The sequence below is a fragment of the Acinetobacter sp. WCHA39 genome (assembly GCF_002165385.1).
GTDB lineage: Bacteria > Pseudomonadota > Gammaproteobacteria > Pseudomonadales > Moraxellaceae > Acinetobacter.
In genome coordinates this window covers 1-18,653 of sequence record NZ_NHRP01000021.1, presented here as the reverse complement: position 1 = coordinate 18,653, position 18,653 = coordinate 1, and the positions used below count along the sequence as shown (strand labels likewise).

Genomic DNA, 18,653 nt, shown 5'->3' with positions numbered 1-18,653 from the left:
GGATAACTTGGTTAGAATGGCGACCCCTTCGAAAGATGGGATTGGTGGTTTCTTTATTTTTGAATTTAAAATGGATATTAGGGGATGCACATGCTCTGGACAGACTGCTTAACTCGCTTGCGACAAGAGCTCTCTGACAACGTCTTTGCGATGTGGATTCGTCCTTTGGTTGCTGAAGAAGTTGACGGTGTGATGCGTTTATATGCACCTAACCCATATTGGACACGTTATATTCAAGACAACCATTTAGAGTTAATTTCAATTCTTGCTGAGCAATTGTCGGAAGGTCGAGTACGTCAGGTTGAAATCTTGGTTGATTCGCGTCCAGGTACTATTTTGTCTTCTCATGAGCAACCTGCAACCACGACCGCGGCTTTAGGTAACACTTCAACCACTCCAATCGTTCCTATTAAAGCTAAGAAAGAAACTGATTTGGTGCAACCAAGTCAAAATGTCGCGAAAATACCAAAGAAAAGACAACTCAACCCATTATTTACATTCTCTTTATTTGTTGAAGGTCGTTCTAACCAAATGGCTGCTGAGACTTGCCGTAAAGTATTAACCCAATTAGGCGCATCTCAGCACAATCCTTTATTTTTATATGGTCCAACAGGTTTGGGTAAAACACACTTGATGCAAGCCGTAGGGAATGCACTTTTACAAGCCAAACCGAATGCACGTGTCATGTATATGACCTCGGAAAGTTTTGTACAAGACTTTGTCAGTTCATTGCAGAAAGGTAAGGTTGAAGAGTTTAAGAAAAATTGTCGTTCTTTAGATTTATTGTTGGTTGATGATATTCATTTGCTTGCTGGTAAAGAAGCAAGCCTTGTTGAATTCTTTTATACATTCAATGCTTTACTGGATGAATCTAAACAAATTATTTTAACTTCAGACCGTTATCCAAAAGAACTCACGGAATTGGATCCGCGTTTGGTTTCTCGATTCTCTTGGGGATTATCTGTTGGTGTTGAGCCACCAGATATTGAAACACGTATCGAAATTTTGCTAAAAAAAGCTGAAAATAGTGGGGTAGATTTGCCAAGAAATTGTGCTTTATTCATTGCACAACAAGTGGTCGCAAACGTTCGTGAACTTGAAGGTGCTCTCAATAAGGTGGTGGCTATCTCACGTTTTAAAGGCACTGCGATTGATTTGGATGTGGTGCGTGAGTCATTAAAAGATGTTTTAGCGATTCGTGCACGCACCATTAGTGTGGAAAATATTCAGCGCGTCGTCAGTGAATATTTCCGTATCCCATTAAAAGAATTAATTGGACCTAAGCGCACCCGTATTTATGCACGTCCACGCCAATTAGCGATGGGGCTAGCCCGAGAGCTGACAGGGGATAGTTTTCCTGAGATTGGAATGGCATTTGGTGGCCGTGATCATAGTACCGTGATGCATGCCTGCGAAAAAGTGGTCAGCTTGCGCGAACAAGATCCAATTTTTAATGAAGATTATAAAAACTTACTTCGTCTGTTACAAAGTTAATCTATTTTTCAGAGTTGCAAACTACTTTTAAGTGCAGCATAGTACACTGCTAACATTCATATCAGCTTCTGTTGTAAGAGGAATAAAATCGTGCGTTTGAAAATCGCTAAAGAAAGTTTAGTCAATGTTTTATCACATGTGGTGGGGGCTGTTGAGCGTCGCCATACTTTGAATATTCTTTCAAATGTCAAAATTCAAACCACTCAACAGGCCTTAACGATTACGGGTTCTGATTTAGAAGTTGAATTAGTCGCAAGCACAACTTTATCTGAAGGTGCTTGTTTAGAGGTGGGTGAAACAACTGTTCCTGCACGTAAACTCGTTGAAATCTGTAAATCCCTTCCGACAGCAGCCTTGATTGATTTGCAAATAACAGAAGACCAACGCTGTATTTTAAAATCAGGCAATAGCCGTTTCGTATTAGGTACCCTTCCAGCAGAAGATTATCCATTACTCACGACGGACAATAGTCAAGGTACTCAGGTTCAAGTCACTCAGCGTGAATTAAAACGTTTATTTGAAAAAACAGCCTTTGCGATGGCAGTTCAAGATGTACGTTTTTACTTAACTGGTACTTTGTTGGAAATTGATCAAAATCAATTGCGTACAGTAACAACAGATGGTCATCGTTTAGCTTTGTGTGAAGTTGCTGCTTCATCAACTGCATCGGCACCGATTCAAGCGATCGTACCTCGTAAAGCGGTTGGAGAGTTACAACGTTTACTGAGTATTGAAGATGAACAATTGACTGTGTTGATTGGACGTGAATTGTTGAATGTCACCATCAATACGCCAAGCCGTGATAAAGAGCAGGGCGATATTACCGTGCGTTTTACGACTAAGTTGATTGATGGTAAATTCCCTGACTATCGCCGTGTGATTCCTCGTGGTGGTGACAAACATGTGTTGATTGCACATGATGTATTTAAGCAATCGCTACAACGCGTTGCAATTTTAAGTAATGAGAAATTACGTGGTGTTTTCTTGAATTTTAGCCAAGATACATTGCAATTACGCGCCAATAACCCTGAACAGGACGAGGCGAGTGAAGATTTAGTAATCCAATATCAAGATGCACCTTTAGAAATGTCATTTAATGCGCAATATATCCTTGAAGTACTTGGTGTGTTGGATGGTGATGACGTGAAAATGAGCATGAGTGAAGCCAATCAGTCGGTGCTTGTTCAAGATCCAGCGCATCCTGATCAAACTTATGTCGTGATGCCAATGCGAGTTTAATGACGATTGATGTTTGAGTTTTAAAGCATGCAAATCACGCGTTTAAATATCGAACGTGTACGTAATTTAAAGACGGTTGCACTCCACGAGTTGCAACCGTTTAATATTTTTTACGGCGCAAATGGTTCTGGAAAAACGGCAGTTCTAGAGGCTATTCATTTACTGGCAACAGGGCGTTCATTTCGCACCCATATTCCAAAACATTACATTCAATATGAAGCAGGGGATGCGATTGTTTTTGCGCAATCTGCCACTGAACGTATTGGCATGCAAAAGCTGGCTTCGGGCGAACAGGTGATTAAGGTCAATGGCGATACCATTGCGACTCAAGGTCAGCTGGCAAAATTATTACCTTTACAGCATATCGATCCACAAAGTACCGATATTATTGATCATGGCGCAAAGCCAAGACGACAGTTATTAGACTGGTTAATGTTCCACGTGGAACCTGAGTTCTATTTTGCATGGCAGTATTATTCTCGCGCACTCAAACAACGGAATAGTTTGCTCAAGACACGGCGCAATCTGACTTTGGCTGATTTAGAGCCTTGGAATAAAATGCTCAGTGATTATGGTGAAATGTTGCATTCACAGCGGGTCAGTATTGTTGAGCAATGGAACCAATTTTTCCATGAAGATTTAAAAATACTGCTACCTAATCTTGAGATAGAACTGGAATACAATCCTGGTTTTCATACTGAGCAAGGTCTATTGCAAGACTTGGTTCAGCAGCATCAAAAAGATCTAGATCGGCGTTATACGGAGTATGGTCCGCATCGTGCTGATTTACGGTTAAAAACACCTTTTGGCAATGCGGATGATGTACTCTCTCGTGGGCAAAAAAAGTTGTTAATCATGGCATTAAAACTGTCACAAATTGCAATGCTGCATGCGAGTAATAAGGAAACTGTGGTATTATTAGATGATCTGACAGCAGAGTTAGATGAGACCGCACAACAAAGGTTAATTGAGCGATTGAGTCAGTTAGGAAGTCAAGTTTTTATGACCACCTTAGACCATGCGTCGGTATTAAAACACTTACAGGATTTGTCGATTTCTTTTCAATTATTCCACGTTGTTCACGGTCAAGTCAGTCTTGCTGCACCATAATTTTATTTCCTCATTTTTGGATAGATTAATATTTACTAGGGAGTAACCATGAGTTCAGAGTCTCAATCAGTCTCTCAAACAGAACAATCAAATGAAAAAGCTTATGATTCCTCTAGTATCAAAGTTTTACGTGGATTAGACGCGGTTCGTAAACGTCCTGGTATGTATATCGGTGACACTGATGACGGTACAGGTTTACACCATATGGTGTTTGAGGTGGTGGATAATGCCATCGATGAAGCTTTAGCAGGACATTGTGATGAAATTTTAGTCACGATCCATGAGGATGAGTCGGTCAGCGTATCCGATAATGGTCGTGGTATTCCAACAGATATTCACCCAGAAGAGGGGATATCTGCGGCAGAAGTGATTTTGACCATTCTGCATGCGGGTGGTAAGTTTGATGATAATAGCTATAAGGTGTCAGGCGGTTTACACGGTGTAGGCGTTTCAGTTGTAAATGCTTTATCAAAAAAATTACAACTTACAATTTATCGTGCTGGACAGATTCACGAGCAAGAATATCAGCATGGTGATTCACAATATCCATTACGTGTGATTGGTGAAACAGATAAATCGGGTACAACGGTTCGTTTTTGGCCAAGTGAGCTAACGTTTAGCCAAACCATTTTTAGTGTCGATATTTTGGCACGTCGTTTAAGAGAGCTATCTTTCTTGAATGCAGGTGTTCGAATCGTTTTACGTGATGAGCGTGTCAATCTTGAGCATGTTTATGACTATGAAGGCGGTTTATCTGAATTCGTTAAATATATTAACGAAGGTAAACACCATTTGAATGATATTTTTCATTTTACCGTTGCTGCTGACAATGGTATTGGGGTTGAAGTTGCGTTGCAGTGGAATGATAGTTATCAGGAAAATGTACGTTGCTTTACCAATAATATTCCGCAAAAAGATGGTGGTACACACCTTGCAGGTTTCCGTGCAGCATTGACTCGTGGCTTAAACAGCTACATGGAAAATGAAAGTTTATTGAAAAAAGAAAAAGTTGCTGTCACAGGTGACGATGCACGTGAAGGTTTAACTGCAATTATTTCAGTGAAAGTACCTGACCCTAAATTCTCTTCACAAACCAAAGAAAAATTGGTTTCGAGTGAAGTAAAACCTGCGGTAGAGCAGGCCATGAACAAAGAGTTTTCAGCTTATTTACTGGAAAATCCACAAGCAGCGAAATCGATTGCAGGTAAGATTATTGATGCAGCGCGTGCGCGTGATGCAGCGCGTAAAGCGCGCGAAATGACTCGTCGTAAGAGCGCATTAGATATTGCTGGTTTACCAGGTAAATTGGCAGACTGTCAGGAAAAAGACCCAGCATTGTCTGAATTGTATTTAGTCGAGGGTGACTCTGCGGGCGGTAGTGCGAAACAAGGTCGTAACCGTAAAATGCAGGCGATTTTGCCGTTGAAAGGTAAAATCTTGAACGTTGAACGTGCGCGCTTTGATAAGATGATTTCAAGTCAAGAAGTTGGTACGCTCATCACTGCTTTAGGTTGTGGGATTGGGCGTGAAGAATACAATCCAGACAAATTGCGTTATCACAAAATCATTATCATGACCGATGCGGACGTGGATGGTTCACATATTCGTACCTTGTTATTGACCTTCTTCTTCCGTCAAATGCCAGAATTGGTTGAGCGTGGATATATTTATATTGCACAGCCACCATTGTATAAGTTGAAGAAAGGTAAGCAAGAACAGTACATCAAAGATAATGATGCACTTGAAACTTACCTAATTTCTAATGCGATTGATGAACTTGCATTACATGTCAGCGCTGAAGCACCAGCGATTAATGGTGCAGCATTAGCGAGTGTGATTGCGGATTATCAGGTGTCACAGAAGAGCTTACAACGCCTCACTCAACGCTATCCTGCAAGTTTATTGGATGGTTTACTTGAGCTAGATGCATTTAAAACAGATCACAATCATGAACGTGACTATGTTGAATCATGGGCTGAGCAATTACGTGTTGCAATTGAAAAGTTACAACCAAGCTTACGTGCTGAGATTACATTAGAAACGTTTGAACGTGAAAATGCACAAGGTGAGAAATCAGCACATTATTGGCCACGTGTCACTGTCTATGTACATAACTTACCGCATTCGTATTTACTCGATGCTGGTCTGTTAAATTCTGCTGAATATGCGCGTTTATTGAAGAATTCGAAGAGCTGGTTTAAGTTACTTGAAGAAGGAGCTTATCTGCAAAAAGGCGAGCGTCGTATTCAGGTAAGTAATTTCCATCAAGTATGGCAACATATTTTACAAGACTCGCGCCGTGGCATGATGATCCAACGCTATAAAGGTTTGGGTGAGATGAATGCCGAGCAGCTTTGGGAAACGACGATGGATCCTGAAAATCGAAATATGTTGCAAGTGACCATTGATGATGCCATTGAAGCAGATCGTATGTTCTCTTGTCTGATGGGTGATGATGTAGAACCACGTCGTGCCTTCATCGAAGAAAATGCACTAAATGCGGATATTGATGCTTAATTAAATTAATGTGAGATTTAGTTTGTATTATCTCTCGTATATAAGAAAAAGGCGATGCTTGATACATCGCCTTTTTCTTATATGAAGGTTTCACGTGGAACATTCCGTTGATTAGGTTTCAACTAAATTGCTGACTTGAATGAGTGCATGTCCAAATAAATAACCAGCAGTAACCAGCACACTAATCCATAATAGTGCGCCTAAGATATTATAAATTACGAAATGGGTATAATTCATAGCACTAGAACCAGCGGCTAAAGGCGCAAAAGAACGTGCAAATGGGATAAAACGAGCCAATAGAATAGTTTTCCCGCCATGTTTTAAGAAAAATGTATTAGTTTTCTTTAGATATTCTTGTTTGATAAATCGAGATTCCATATTAAAAATTCGGTCACCAAAATGACGACCAATGTGATAATTCACCATGTAGCCTAAAGATGCGGCTATAAAAAGTAAGCTAATCATATAACCCAAATGCATAAATTCAATAACTGAACATAAAGCGCCTACGGTGAGTAAAAGACTATCGCCTGGTAAAAAGAACATAAACACAAAGGCGGTTTCTGAAAAGATAATCAAAAATAGGATCGCATAAATCCATAAGCCATATTCTTGAATTAAAATGGGAAGAATATGTTCAAAGTTAAAAATAAAATCTAAAGAATTCATTCAGTTTGTATGATCCAAAATCGAGTACTCACCAAATTGAAGTACAAAAATATAAAATGAACTTAGTTCTCGATGTGCATTTAAAAGTAATAACTTTAAAATGATAAGGTTGAGTATATCTAGCCTGAACCTAAAGCTCAATTTTATGAGAAAATTCTAATTTAGACCTGATCTGAAATGATTGGCAGAATCATGACACTTTTATCGGTATTCTTATTATTTTTTAGTCTCTAAGCAAATCGTAATGTCGTTATTTATTCTTCTATGATTAGAAAAAGCCTAATTCCCAAAAAGAGAATTAGGCATTTATTTTAAACTTCAAAAGAACTTTCTAACTCTTCAAGCTCCATCATCAACTCTAACAGTTGTTCTTCGTACTGTCCCAGCTTAGATTTTAGCTCAGTTTGTTCATTCATTAGCTTGATTAAATCATCTTTACGATGAGCTTCATACAGAGTGCTGTCTGCTAATGCATTTTCAATTGTAGCTAAGCGTGGCTGAATCTTTTCAATTTGAGTTTCAGCTTTCTCAATATTTTTTCGAATAGGACGAGTTATTTCACGACGACGAGCCGCTTCTTTACGTTGCGCTTCTTTGTCAACTTTAGCTGCTGTATTTTGAGACGCTACTGTTTGTTGCTGTACTGCATTCTGTGAATTAATGAGCTGTTGGCGCGCTTCACGTAACCACTTGGCATAGTCTTGTAAATCACCCTCAAACTCCGTACATTTTCCTGCATGCACTAAAAGTAGATCATCACAGACACTGGCGATCAGTTGACGTTCATGTGAAACTAAGACCACTGCACCATCGAAATCTTGTAGAGCCATACTTAAAGCATGGCGCATATCTAAGTCTAAATGGTTGGTCGGTTCATCTAGAATTAAAACATTTGGGCGCTGCCATACGATCAGCGCCAAAGCTAAGCGAGCACGTTCGCCACCTGAAAAGCTTTCACACGGCGTATCCATACGTTCGCCACTAAAGCCAAATCCACCTAAAAAAGCACGCAATGCGGCTTCACTGATCTTTTTGTCAGCAATACGAGCCAATTGCAGCATTGGACTGGCATTGGCATCTAAAGCATCCATCTGGTGCTGAGCAAAATATCCAATATTGAGTAATTCTGAGGCTTTACGTTCGCCAGCAAGTAATGGTAAATCACCCACTAAAGTTTTGATCAGCGTTGATTTACCCGCACCGTTCATCCCGAGTAAACCAATACGAGAACTTGGAGTAATTTGCAGACGAATTTTTTCGGCAATGATTTTATCGCCATAACCAATTGTTGCCGCATCTAAACTCAGCAAGGGTGAACTCATTTTGGTGGGTTCACGGAAGCTAAAGGTAAATGGTGTATCGACATGGGCAGGCGCAAGTTGTTGCATGCGTTCCAACTGTTTGATACGGCTTTGCGCTTGGCGAGCCTTAGTTGCTTTGGCTTTAAAGCGATCAATAAATTTTTGCAGATGGGCGCGTGTTTCTTGTTGCTTTTCAAAAGCCTGTTGTTGTTGTGCTAAGCGCTCGCTACGTGTCGTTTCAAAGGTAGAGTAGTTGCCTGTATATAAGGTTAACTCTTGATTTTCAATATGAAGAATATGATCCGTAATTGCATCGAGAAAATCACGGTCATGCGAAATCAGGACCAGTGTTCCTTCATAGGCTTTAAGCCAATCTTCTAGCCATAAGATGGCGTCTAAGTCCAAATGGTTCGTTGGTTCATCTAATAACAGTAAGTCTGAACGACTCATTAAGGTGCGTGCTAAGTTTAAACGCATCCGCCAACCACCAGAGAAGCTTGCGACATTTAAACGGATTTGATGGTCAAGAAATCCTAAACCTGCCATTAATTGGGCTGCTTTCGCAGGTGCTGCATAACCATGAATTTCATCAAATCGACCATGTAATTTGGCTAAATCATCATTACTCAGTTGATCTGGATGCGCTAATTTTTCTTGAATGTCCCAATATTCTTCGTCACCAGACAAAACAAAATCAATTGCTGGCATTTCTAAGGCTTTAATTTCCTGAGCCATGTGTGCCACAGTCCAAACCGCTGGACGAGTTAGATTCCCTTCATCTGCAACCAAGTCACCTAAGAAAGCAGCAAATAGTGTTGATTTGCCTGCGCCATTCACGCCAGTAAGACCAATTTTCCAGCCAGGATGAAGCTGCATCGATGCTTTTTGAAATAGAACTCGCCCACCACGGCGTAATGAAACTTGGTCAAATTGAATCATGAGTATGCAAAATAGCGAAGAGATAGCTGCATTTTAAGGTGATCGCCCATGAATGCAAATTTTTATATTACAGATCAAACTGATCGAATTAAATCATTCTACCAATAAAAATAGAGCAAAAGCTCTATTTTTGTGATGCAAATCAGATTATTATTTAGTTTATATGAAAAAATAAGTAACAAGACTAGAAATATAGAAACAGGATTATGAATGAAGAATGGAATTCTTGCATTAGGGGCGATGCTACTTTTGGGTTTAAATACTCAGGTAAATGCCTCAACCACAATTTGTGTTTTCGATTTATTGGGTAAGTCTGGTGAAGCCTACAAAGCCATGGAGGAATGGGCTTTGGCGGCCAAAACATGGCGCAGTGACATCACTTTACTGGGTTATCAAAATGAAGCTCAGGCCCAGAATGATTTCGAGCAGGGCAAATGTGATGGTGTGTACATGACATCTATGCGTGCGCGGAGTTATAACAAATTTGCAGGTTCTGTCGATGCGATTGGTGCTGTACCGAGTTATGCAATTGCACAAAAAGCCATTAGTTTTGCCTTAGATAAGCGTAATCAACGTCGTCTGACCAGTAGTATAGGTAATCAGGTCTACGAAGTTGTCGGTATATCACAAATTGGTCTGGCTTATATTTTCGTTAAAGATAAAAAATGGATACCATTGAGCACATCAAAGGTAAAAAATTTGCTGTTCTCGGCTATGATGAAGCACAAAAAATCGTTGTTAAAAGCTTGGGTGGGCAAGCGGTCCTTTCGGACATTTCCGATATCGCTAAAAAATTTAACAATGGCCAAGCCGATATTATGACCGCACCAGCTTATGCCTATAAACCATTAGAACTCTTTAAAGGTTTGGGACATGAGGGGGCAATTATTACTTTTCCAGCTGTCAACATGACCATGGACCTGATCATTCGTCCTGAAAAATTCTCCAGTGGTTTTGGCCAACATTCGAGGGCCTGGTTCATTAACCGCCTCAATACCAACTTTGCCCTGATTCAGCGGATTGAAGCGGAATTACCCGCCAAATATAAAATGAATCTGAGCAATGAGGACAGGACGCGTTATCAGCAAATCCTACGTGAGGCACGTATTGGCTTGACCTCACGAGGTATTTATGATGCCACCATGATGAACGTGCTCAAGCGTGCGCGCTGTACGGTGGATCGGACCAGTTTTGAATGTTCACTGGGTGGTGAATAGATTTTAAATTTTTGATGATTAAATAATTCTATAGGGAGAATGTAATGAATAAAGGATTATTCGCTTTAGCTGCTGCAACATTGTTCAGCGTTGCGGGTCAAACTCAGGCAAAACAAAAAATTTGTGTGTTTGATCCGATGGGAAAAGCGGGAGAAGTGTATAAAGTCGCGGAGGAATGGGCGCTGGCTGCACAGGTTTGGCAAGCCAAGATTCAGTTGGTTCCCTATAAGGACGAAGCCAAGGCACAGAATGATTTTGAAGCTGGTGAGTGTGAGGGAGTATATATGACCTCCATGCGCGCCCGTAAATACAATAAGTTTGCAGGTTCAATAGATGCAATTGGTGGTGTGATCAATAATCAGGTGGCAAAAAAAGCGATCCATTTTGCGTTGGATAAGCGTAATAAACGCCGTCTGATCACAACAATAGATGGAGATACCTTTGAGGTTGCAGGGATTTCCCAGTTTGGTCTGGCCTATATTTTTGTACATGATAAAAGTATCAACTCGCTTGCTAAAGCCAAAGGCAAAAAATTTGCTTATCTGAAACATGATGATGCACAAAGGAAAATTCTTGAAGCAATCGGAATGGTTGGGTTGCCATCAGACGTTTCTGATTTTGCCAAAAAATTTAATGCCAATCAGGCCGATGTGATTGCATCGCCTGCCTATGCCTATAAAGCTCTGGAAATTGAGAAAGGACTGGGAACAATAGGGGCAATGTTTGACAACGTTCCTGTTGTGAATATTACGATTGAGTTGATTATTCGCCCAAATTCTTTTCCCGCAGGTTTCTCTCTGAATTCACGGGAATGGTTTATACAACAAATTCCAACAAGTTTTGCCATGATTAAACGGCTTGAGGATGCCATTCCAACAAAATATAAATATTCGCTTTCTAAGCAAGAAGTTGAGAATTATGAAAAACTTTTCAGGGAGCAACGAATCCGTTTTACCAAAGATGGTATTTATGACCCAGTGATGATGGGCGTGTTGAAACGGGCACGTTGTTCAGTGGAAAGAACCCGTTTTGAATGTTCATTGGGAGATGAATAAAAATCTGAATCCAGATTGAATTGTGTGGTGATTTGAACAAATCATTTGATAGGGAAAATAGATATTTTATCAATGAGTAAAATGTGATGAGTGCTATTAAAAATCAGTAAAACCCGATGTATGTAAATAAAAGGACTAGGCTTTTAGTCAAGATCTGACTATATTCGTCTCTCGGTGGTGGAAAAATATGCAAAAACAGCAAATAAGGGAAAACAAAATGAAAAAAGGACTTTTGGCATTGAGTGCTGCGACTCTATTTGTCATGACTACTCCTGTACAGGCAAAACAAGAAATTTGTGTATTTGATCTATTGGGAAAAGCTGGCGAGTCTTACAAACTTGTTGAAGAGTGGAAGCTTGCCTCAAAAACATGGCAAGCTGATGTTGAGCTGATCCCTTATCAGGACGAAGAGAAAGCAGAAAAAGATTTTGATGCGGGCAAATGTGACGGGGTTTATATGACCTCTATGCGTGCTCGTAAATATAATAAATTTGCAGGATCTGTTGATGCTATAGGTGCGGTGACTAGCAATGCGATTGCACAGAAAGCAATTACTTATGTGCTTGATAAGCGTAACCAACACCGTTTAACTGCAACAACCAATGGTGAGAAATACGAAGTTGTTGGTATTATTCAAGTTGGCTTAGCCTATACTTTCGTACGTGATAAAAATATAGATACGATTGAAAAGGCCAAAGGCAAAAAATTTGCGTATTTACATTATGATCAAGCGCAAAAAACGATTGTTGAAAGCATAAATCTTGTTGCTGTGCCCTCTGATATTTCAGATTTTGTGAAGAAGTTTAACAGTGGTCAGGTTGATGTAATTGCTGCACCAGCATATGCATATAAACCTTTAGAGATTAATAAAGGTTTAGCAAATGGTGCATTATTTAATTTTCCAGTTGTGAACATCACGGGGGATTTAATTATTCGCCCTGGGCAATTCCCAAGTGGTTTTGGTACCCAATCTCGACAATGGTTCGTGAACAAATTGCCAAGTAACTTCGCAATGGTAAAGCGTTTAGAAGCGGGTATGAATGCGAAAAGAATTACATTGTCTAGTGAAGATAAAATTCGCTATCAAAAAATGTTGCGTGATGGACGAATGAACTTGACCAGACAAGGGGTCTACGATGCCAGCATGATGAACGTCCTCAAACGAGCACGTTGTACGGTTGAACGCACTAACTTTGAATGTTCTTTGAGTGCCGAATAGTTATAGTTTTGTTCCTGAATTTATAAATTGATTAACGAAAGTCATCACTTATCACAAATATGTTTATGAAAATAAGTGAATGAGATAAAACAGGACAAAAAGTAAACATTATTGACATAAAAATAGAGCACAAGCTCTATTTTTTTTTGAAAAACATGATTAATATTTGCTTCGAACAAGGAGACAAACATAAAGTTTGTGGAAGGATGAAAAATATGAAAAAAATTGCGTTAGCTATTGCAGCAACTTCGATCTTAGGTGTATCTGCTTCTACTCAAGCAGCAATTGATGTGTGTGTATTCGACTTATTAGGAAAGTCAGGTGAATCATACAAAATGATGCAGGACTGGGCACTTGCAGCAAAAGGCTGGGGCGCTGATGTAAACCTTCTTGCAATCACAGATGAACAAGTCGCTGATAATAACTTTAAAGCGGGTAAATGTGCTGCTGTAGCAATGACAGCAATGCGTGCTCGTCCATATAACAAGTTTGCGGGTTCTATTGACTCTTTAGGTGGTGCGCCAAGTAATGAAATCGCTCAACGTGCGATTACTTATGTTCTAGATCAACGTAATGCAGCAAAAATGGTAACTAACCTTGGTGGTAATAAATACGAAGTTGGTGGTATTGCTCCATTAGGTGCGGCTTATATTTTCGTGCGTGATAAGAGCATTAACTCAATCGAAAAAGCAGCGGGTAAAAAATTCGCAGTATTGGGTTATGATGACGCGCAAAAAATTATGGTACAACGCGTAGGTGCACAAGCTGTACTTTCTGATATTTCTAACTTTGCTGCTAAATTTAACAATGGCCAAGTAGATATGGTAGGTGCTCCTGCTTATGCATATAAGCCATTAGAGTTGAGCAAAGGCTTAGGTGCTAACGGTGCGATGTTTAACTTCCCAGTGTTACAAGTGACTGCGGATCTTGTGTTACGCCCAGAAAAATTCCCAGCTGGTTTTGGCCAAAAATCTCGTGATTATTTTGTGAAGCAACTTCCAAAAGCTTTCGCAATGATCAAGCGTTATGAAGCTGAAATTCCAGCAAAATACAAAATGAACTTAACTCCTGAAGACAAGTTAAAATATCAAAAATTAATGCGTGATGGTCGTTTAGATATGACTAAACGTGGTATTTATGATGCTAGTATGATGTCAGTATTGAAGAAAGCACGTTGTTCAGTAGACAAAGCGAACTTTGAATGTGCATTACCTGGTGAATAATCATCAAATGCTATAAAAGTAACTTAAAGCCTAGATTTTTCTAGGCTTTTTGTTTTTAAGTGCTTGTCATTTAAGTCATTGTCTTTATATAGAAATATCGCAATCATAACCATATAAAAACAAATGAAATCGAGAAGATTTAAAATATGTTTTAATCGGGAAGATTAAGAACGACTGTATTTAAACATATATTCATTTGAAGACCTTATTAGGATAGAACGTTGCTCTTCATATACGTAAATGTTGCGCAACAAAACAATATTGATGCAAAGGAAAAATAATATGCAATGGTTTAAGCCTTTACTACTTGCGACAGGCATAGCAGCTGTCTCTGTTGCAGCTCAAGCAAAACAAACAATGTGTGTATTTGATATCGTAGGTAAAAGCGGTGATGTGTACGCATTAATGAAAGATTATCAGCTTGCAGCTAAAACTTGGGGTGCAGATATTGAGCTTAAAGTTGGAACCAATGAAGCGGTCATTGCAGAAGATTTTAAAGCAGGGAAATGTGATGGCGTCAGTATCACAGGTATGCGAGGCCGACAATTCAATTCATTTACAGGCTCATTAGATGCAATTGGTGCTATCACCGACCTTAAGCTTGCTGTCAAAGTGATGCAAGGTTTAGCGAGTCCAACTTTTGCCAAAGCGATGGTGAATGGTAAATATGAAGTGGCTGGTGTGATTCCGATTGGTGATGCATATTTATTAGTAAATGACCGTAATATCAATACCGTTGCAAAAGCTGCAGGTAAAAAAATTGCGGTTTTAGACTATGATGAAGCACAAAAAATTATGGCTTCACAAGTGGGTGCTCAAGCTGTAAGTTCAGATATCACTAATTTTGGTGCTAAATTTAATAATGGTCAGGTTGACATCATAGGTGCACCTGCTGCCGCGTTTAAACCATTAGAACTTTACAAAGGTTTAGGTACTAAAGGTGCGATTGTCAATTACCCAATCTTGCAGGTGACAGGCAACCTGATTATCCATCCTGATAAATTCCCTGCTGGTTTTGGTCAAAAATCAAGGGAATGGGTGAAGGCACAGTTACCACGTGCTTTTGGTATCTTGGGTAAAATGAAAGCGGATATTCCACAAAAATACTGGATGGAAGTACCTCCTGCTGATAAACCTGGCTATCAAAAATTAATGCGTGAGGCACGTATTAACCTGACAGCAAAAGGAATTTACGATAAGCGTATGATGAAGTTGTTATGGCAATTCCGTTGTCGCGAAGATGCCAAAAATTTTGAATGTGCTTTGCAGGAAGAGAATTATAAATAATCTGTTAAAAAGTCCTTAATCGCACTTTAAACTTCAAATACAGACCCGATATTGAGTATGCTATACTGAATATCGGGTCTTTTATTTATGAAAGACGAATTGAAGTCTGAGGAATATCTACCATGAATGCCCAAGCTCTTGAATTGTCAGATAATGCTGCCAACAAAGTTCGCCAATTACGCGAAAGTGAAGGGAATAACGACTTGATGTTACGTGTTTATGTAACGGGTGGTGGATGCTCAGGCTTTTCTTATGGTTTTAATTTCGCTGAAAGTGTTAATGAAGATGATGCTGAATTTACCAATGGCGACGTTAAAATGTTAGTTGATTCACTTAGCTATCAATACTTGGTTGGCTCAGTGGTTGATTATCTTGAAGGACTGGAAGGTTCTCGCTTTGTGGTGCAAAACCCGAATGCAACGACAACTTGCGGTTGCGGATCATCTTTCTCGATTTAATAGATTCTAAAGAATAAAAAGCTTCTCAATTTGAGAAGCTTTTTATTCTTTATACCATCGTAATCGTACCTAAAATACGATCACCCGATGCACCTGTTACAGCGGGTAAATTTCCACTCAGTTGTTCAACGAAACGCATGGCTAACCATGCAAACGCCGTCGCTTCGACCCATGTCGGTGCTAAGCCAAGGGCATCCGTGGTTTGTACTGACCAATTGTGTTTGCGTAAGCGCCAACGTAATTGTTCCAATAAATAAGAATTATAAGCACCGCCGCCACAAACGTAGAGTTCGCCTGTTTCCATGCTAGAACGATAGACTGCTTTTTGAATTGCTCTTACGGTAAGTTTCAGTAAGGTCGCTTGAATATTTTCAGGCGTATCTTCGAGTTCGTCATAGGTTAAATCATTGCGCCAATCGATCAGTTGATCATCTAACCAATCAATATTAAAGTCTTCGCGACCTGTACTTTTTGGAGGTTCTTTCGAAAAGTATTCGTGTGAGTGCAATCGATCTAATAGGGAACGTATTGGATGGCCATAAGCAGCCCAGTCGCCATTTTCATCGTATGGATGCCCAGTATGACGATGACACCATGCATCCATTAAGATATTTGCAGGGCCTGTATCAAAGCCATAAACACCGTCAAGGTCATTTGCAGGCAACATACTGACATTGGCAATACCGCCTAAATTCAAAATGACACGATGGATACTGTCATGCTGAAACAAAGCTTGATGGAAAGCTGGTACTAAAGGAGCACCTTGCCCTCCTGCGGCCATATCACGACGCCGAAAATCAGAAACGACAGGGAGTTGAGTAATTTCAGTGATGATATTTGGATCACCAATTTGCAGGGTAAAGCCATGTTCAGGGCGATGGCGAATGGTCTGCCCATGTGAACCGATGACCTTAATTTGGCTACGATCTAAATTATTCTTTTCAATCAGTTCATTAATGCCATGTCCAATCATTTGTGCCAAAGCGACATCGGCTTTACCCATACGATCAATTTCATTGTCGTCAGGAAGCGTTAAAGCCATTAATTCATCGCGTAATTCAGGCTCAAAAGGCACAGTCAGTGTGGCATGTAGTGTTAAAGGGTCAAATGAACTTGCAACAATATCAACACCATCCATGCTCGTGCCTGTCATTACACCAATATAGATCGCGCTCATATACAACTTATCCTGCAAGATGCTGAAAAAATGTTAGTATATCGCACAAATTGAATAACTGATGTGTTTAGGTTTTGTGATGTCAAATTTCTTGCCAGCCGAAGAACAACTTGCTCTCATTCAACGAGGCACGCACGAGATTATCTCTGATGAAGATTTATTGAAAAAACTGAAAGAGAATCGTCCACTCCGTGTAAAAGCAGGCTTTGACCCAACGGCTCCTGATTTACACTTAGGACATACGGTTCTAATCAATAAATTAAAAACCTTCCAAGATTTGGGACATGAGGTTACTTTCTTGATTGGTGATTATACCGCAATGATCGGTGATCCAACAGGCAAAAGTGCAACACGTCCGCCGTTGTCGCAAGAGCAAGTACTTGCCAATGCCAAGACTTATCAAGAACAAGTTTTTAAAATTTTAGATCCAAATAAAACCAAAGTTCGTTTTAACTCAGAATGGTTTAGCCAAAAAACTGCAGCTGATTTAATTCAATTGGCAAGTCAGCAAACTGTATCACGTATGCTGGAACGTGATGACTTTACCAAGCGCTATAACAACCACCAGCCAATCGCGATCCATGAGTTCCTCTATCCATTGGTACAAGGCTATGACTCGATTGCGCTTGAAGCAGATGTTGAGTTAGGTGGAACAGACCAAACTTTTAACTTGCTCATGGGACGTACTTTACAAGGTCGTTACGGTCAAGAATCACAAGTCTGCATCACTGTACCGATTCTTGAAGGTTTAGATGGCGTCAATAAGATGTCTAAATCTTTAGGCAACTATATTGGTGTATTTGATACCCCAGGCGCAATGTACCAAAAAATCCTGTCAATGCCAGATAGGTTGATTGAACGCTACTTTGATTTACTCAGCTTTAAGTCACTTGATGAAATCAAAGTCTTGCTGGATGAAATGGCTGCGGGTCGCAATCCACAAGAAATCAAACGTATCTTGGCACTTGAGCTGGTGGAGCGTTTCCATGATGCAGAAGCGGCTGAAAATGCACACAAGAGCGCAGGCAATCGTGTAACCGAAGGCGAAGTACCTGAAGATACACCAGAAGTGACAATTTCTCGTGGTGAGTTTGGTGGTGAGTTATTTATTGCCACAATTCTTCGTGTTGCTGGTTTAAACCCAAATGCAGCTGCTGCAAAAGATGCCGTGGGTCGTGGTGCGGTTAAAGTTGACTGGAATGTGGTTGATATGAGCTTCTCTGTAAAAGAGAATGTCACTTTAATCATCCAATCGGGTAAAAAGGCGATTGCTCGTGTGACTTTTACTGATTAAATCACAATGGAAAAAATAAAGAGCAGGCCATTAGCCTGCTTTTTATACGTAAATAGCTGATAAAAACAACGAAAACACTAATATTGTAGAAAAAAGAAACATGCAAAAGAAAATAATAAAAAAGGGGGTTGTGTTGGGGGAGGAATGGTGTAGAATGCACATCCATCGGCGGTGATGCAGATAAAAACTTGTTGAGAAACAAGGATTTGGCTAGATTGGTTAGGTTCTTGGGTTGATTGGTAAGTTTTAAAAATATCGAAATTACCTGTTGACTTTAATTTAGATTAGAGTAACATAGCCGACCTAGCTTGGTGATGACGAATCATCGAGAAGATCATTAAGAGAATAGAAGAACAACTTGTGTGGATTTTTACTGATTGATCGATCGAAAATATTTCATTGATTGAATGGTAAGAATTTCTCGAAGTTTATTTGAGCGAATTTTTAGTCAGAA

13 protein-coding genes and 1 pseudogene are annotated in these 18,653 nt (G+C 39.8%); 11 read left to right on the top strand and 3 right to left on the bottom strand.

Annotation, left to right across the window (positions count from 1 at the left end; all coding sequences use genetic code 11):
- The first annotated feature begins 90 nt into the window (after positions 1–90).
- From dnaA to gyrB, 4 genes are all read left to right on the top strand, one after another.
- The gene (gene dnaA / locus CDG56_RS11380; RefSeq protein ID WP_087537333.1) at positions 91–1,494 is read left to right on the top strand and encodes a chromosomal replication initiator protein DnaA; all 1,404 of its coding nucleotides are present in this window, start codon (positions 91–93) and stop codon (positions 1,492–1,494) included.
- 90 nt (positions 1,495–1,584) lie between these two features.
- Positions 1,585–2,733 carry a DNA polymerase III subunit beta gene (gene dnaN / locus CDG56_RS11375; RefSeq protein ID WP_087547917.1) on the top strand — a complete coding sequence of 383 codons (1,149 nt, stop codon included), beginning with the start codon at positions 1,585–1,587 and terminating at the stop codon, positions 2,731–2,733.
- 27 nt (positions 2,734–2,760) lie between these two features.
- Positions 2,761–3,843 (top strand): DNA replication/repair protein RecF, encoded by a 1,083-nt coding sequence (gene recF, locus CDG56_RS11370; protein WP_087547916.1) that lies wholly within the window; start codon positions 2,761–2,763, stop codon positions 3,841–3,843.
- Positions 3,844–3,891: 48 nt separating this feature from the next.
- Positions 3,892–6,360 (top strand): DNA topoisomerase (ATP-hydrolyzing) subunit B, encoded by a 2,469-nt coding sequence (gene gyrB, locus CDG56_RS11365; protein ID WP_087547915.1) that lies wholly within the window; start codon positions 3,892–3,894, stop codon positions 6,358–6,360.
- A 111-nt stretch (positions 6,361–6,471) separates the two neighbouring features.
- On the opposite strand, the gene CDG56_RS11360 is transcribed toward gyrB, so the two are convergent.
- Both CDG56_RS11360 and CDG56_RS11355 read right to left on the bottom strand, forming a co-directional pair.
- On the bottom strand, positions 6,472–7,029 hold the full coding sequence (locus tag CDG56_RS11360; RefSeq protein ID WP_087547914.1) for a VTT domain-containing protein: 558 nt from the start codon (positions 7,027–7,029) through the stop codon (positions 6,472–6,474).
- 311 nt (positions 7,030–7,340) lie between these two features.
- Positions 7,341–9,269 carry an ATP-binding cassette domain-containing protein gene (locus CDG56_RS11355; RefSeq protein WP_087547913.1) on the bottom strand — a complete coding sequence of 643 codons (1,929 nt, stop codon included), beginning with the start codon at positions 9,267–9,269 and terminating at the stop codon, positions 7,341–7,343.
- A 210-nt stretch (positions 9,270–9,479) separates the two neighbouring features.
- Here CDG56_RS11355 and CDG56_RS11350 point away from each other — a divergent pair.
- The 6 genes and pseudogenes from CDG56_RS11350 to erpA all read left to right on the top strand — a co-directional run bounded on the left by CDG56_RS11350 (position 9,480) and on the right by erpA (position 15,728).
- A pseudogene (locus CDG56_RS11350) lies at positions 9,480–10,486 on the top strand (putative solute-binding protein).
- 44 nt (positions 10,487–10,530) lie between these two features.
- Positions 10,531–11,541 carry a putative solute-binding protein gene (locus CDG56_RS11345; RefSeq protein WP_087547912.1) on the top strand — a complete coding sequence of 337 codons (1,011 nt, stop codon included), beginning with the start codon at positions 10,531–10,533 and terminating at the stop codon, positions 11,539–11,541.
- A 217-nt stretch (positions 11,542–11,758) separates the two neighbouring features.
- Positions 11,759–12,760, top strand: a complete 1,002-nt coding sequence (locus CDG56_RS11340; protein WP_005158930.1) for a putative solute-binding protein — start codon at positions 11,759–11,761, stop codon at positions 12,758–12,760.
- A gap of 215 nt (positions 12,761–12,975) precedes the next feature.
- On the top strand, positions 12,976–13,983 hold the full coding sequence (locus tag CDG56_RS11335; RefSeq protein WP_087547940.1) for a putative solute-binding protein: 1,008 nt from the start codon (positions 12,976–12,978) through the stop codon (positions 13,981–13,983).
- Between the two features lie 282 nt (positions 13,984–14,265).
- On the top strand, positions 14,266–15,270 hold the full coding sequence (locus CDG56_RS11330; protein ID WP_087547911.1) for a putative solute-binding protein: 1,005 nt from the start codon (positions 14,266–14,268) through the stop codon (positions 15,268–15,270).
- Positions 15,271–15,392: 122 nt separating this feature from the next.
- Entirely contained in the window at positions 15,393–15,728 is a 336-nt protein-coding gene (gene erpA, locus CDG56_RS11325) for an iron-sulfur cluster insertion protein ErpA (RefSeq protein WP_005158950.1), read from the top strand.
- A 49-nt stretch (positions 15,729–15,777) separates the two neighbouring features.
- Here erpA and CDG56_RS11320 read toward each other — a convergent pair whose 3' ends face one another.
- Entirely contained in the window at positions 15,778–16,905 is a 1,128-nt protein-coding gene (locus CDG56_RS11320; protein WP_087547910.1) for an anhydro-N-acetylmuramic acid kinase, read from the bottom strand.
- Positions 16,906–16,966: 61 nt separating this feature from the next.
- Between CDG56_RS11320 and tyrS the strand changes: the two genes are divergently transcribed.
- Positions 16,967–18,199, top strand: a complete 1,233-nt coding sequence (gene tyrS, locus CDG56_RS11315; protein ID WP_087547909.1) for a tyrosine--tRNA ligase — start codon at positions 16,967–16,969, stop codon at positions 18,197–18,199.
- Positions 18,200–18,653: the final 454 nt, after the last annotated feature.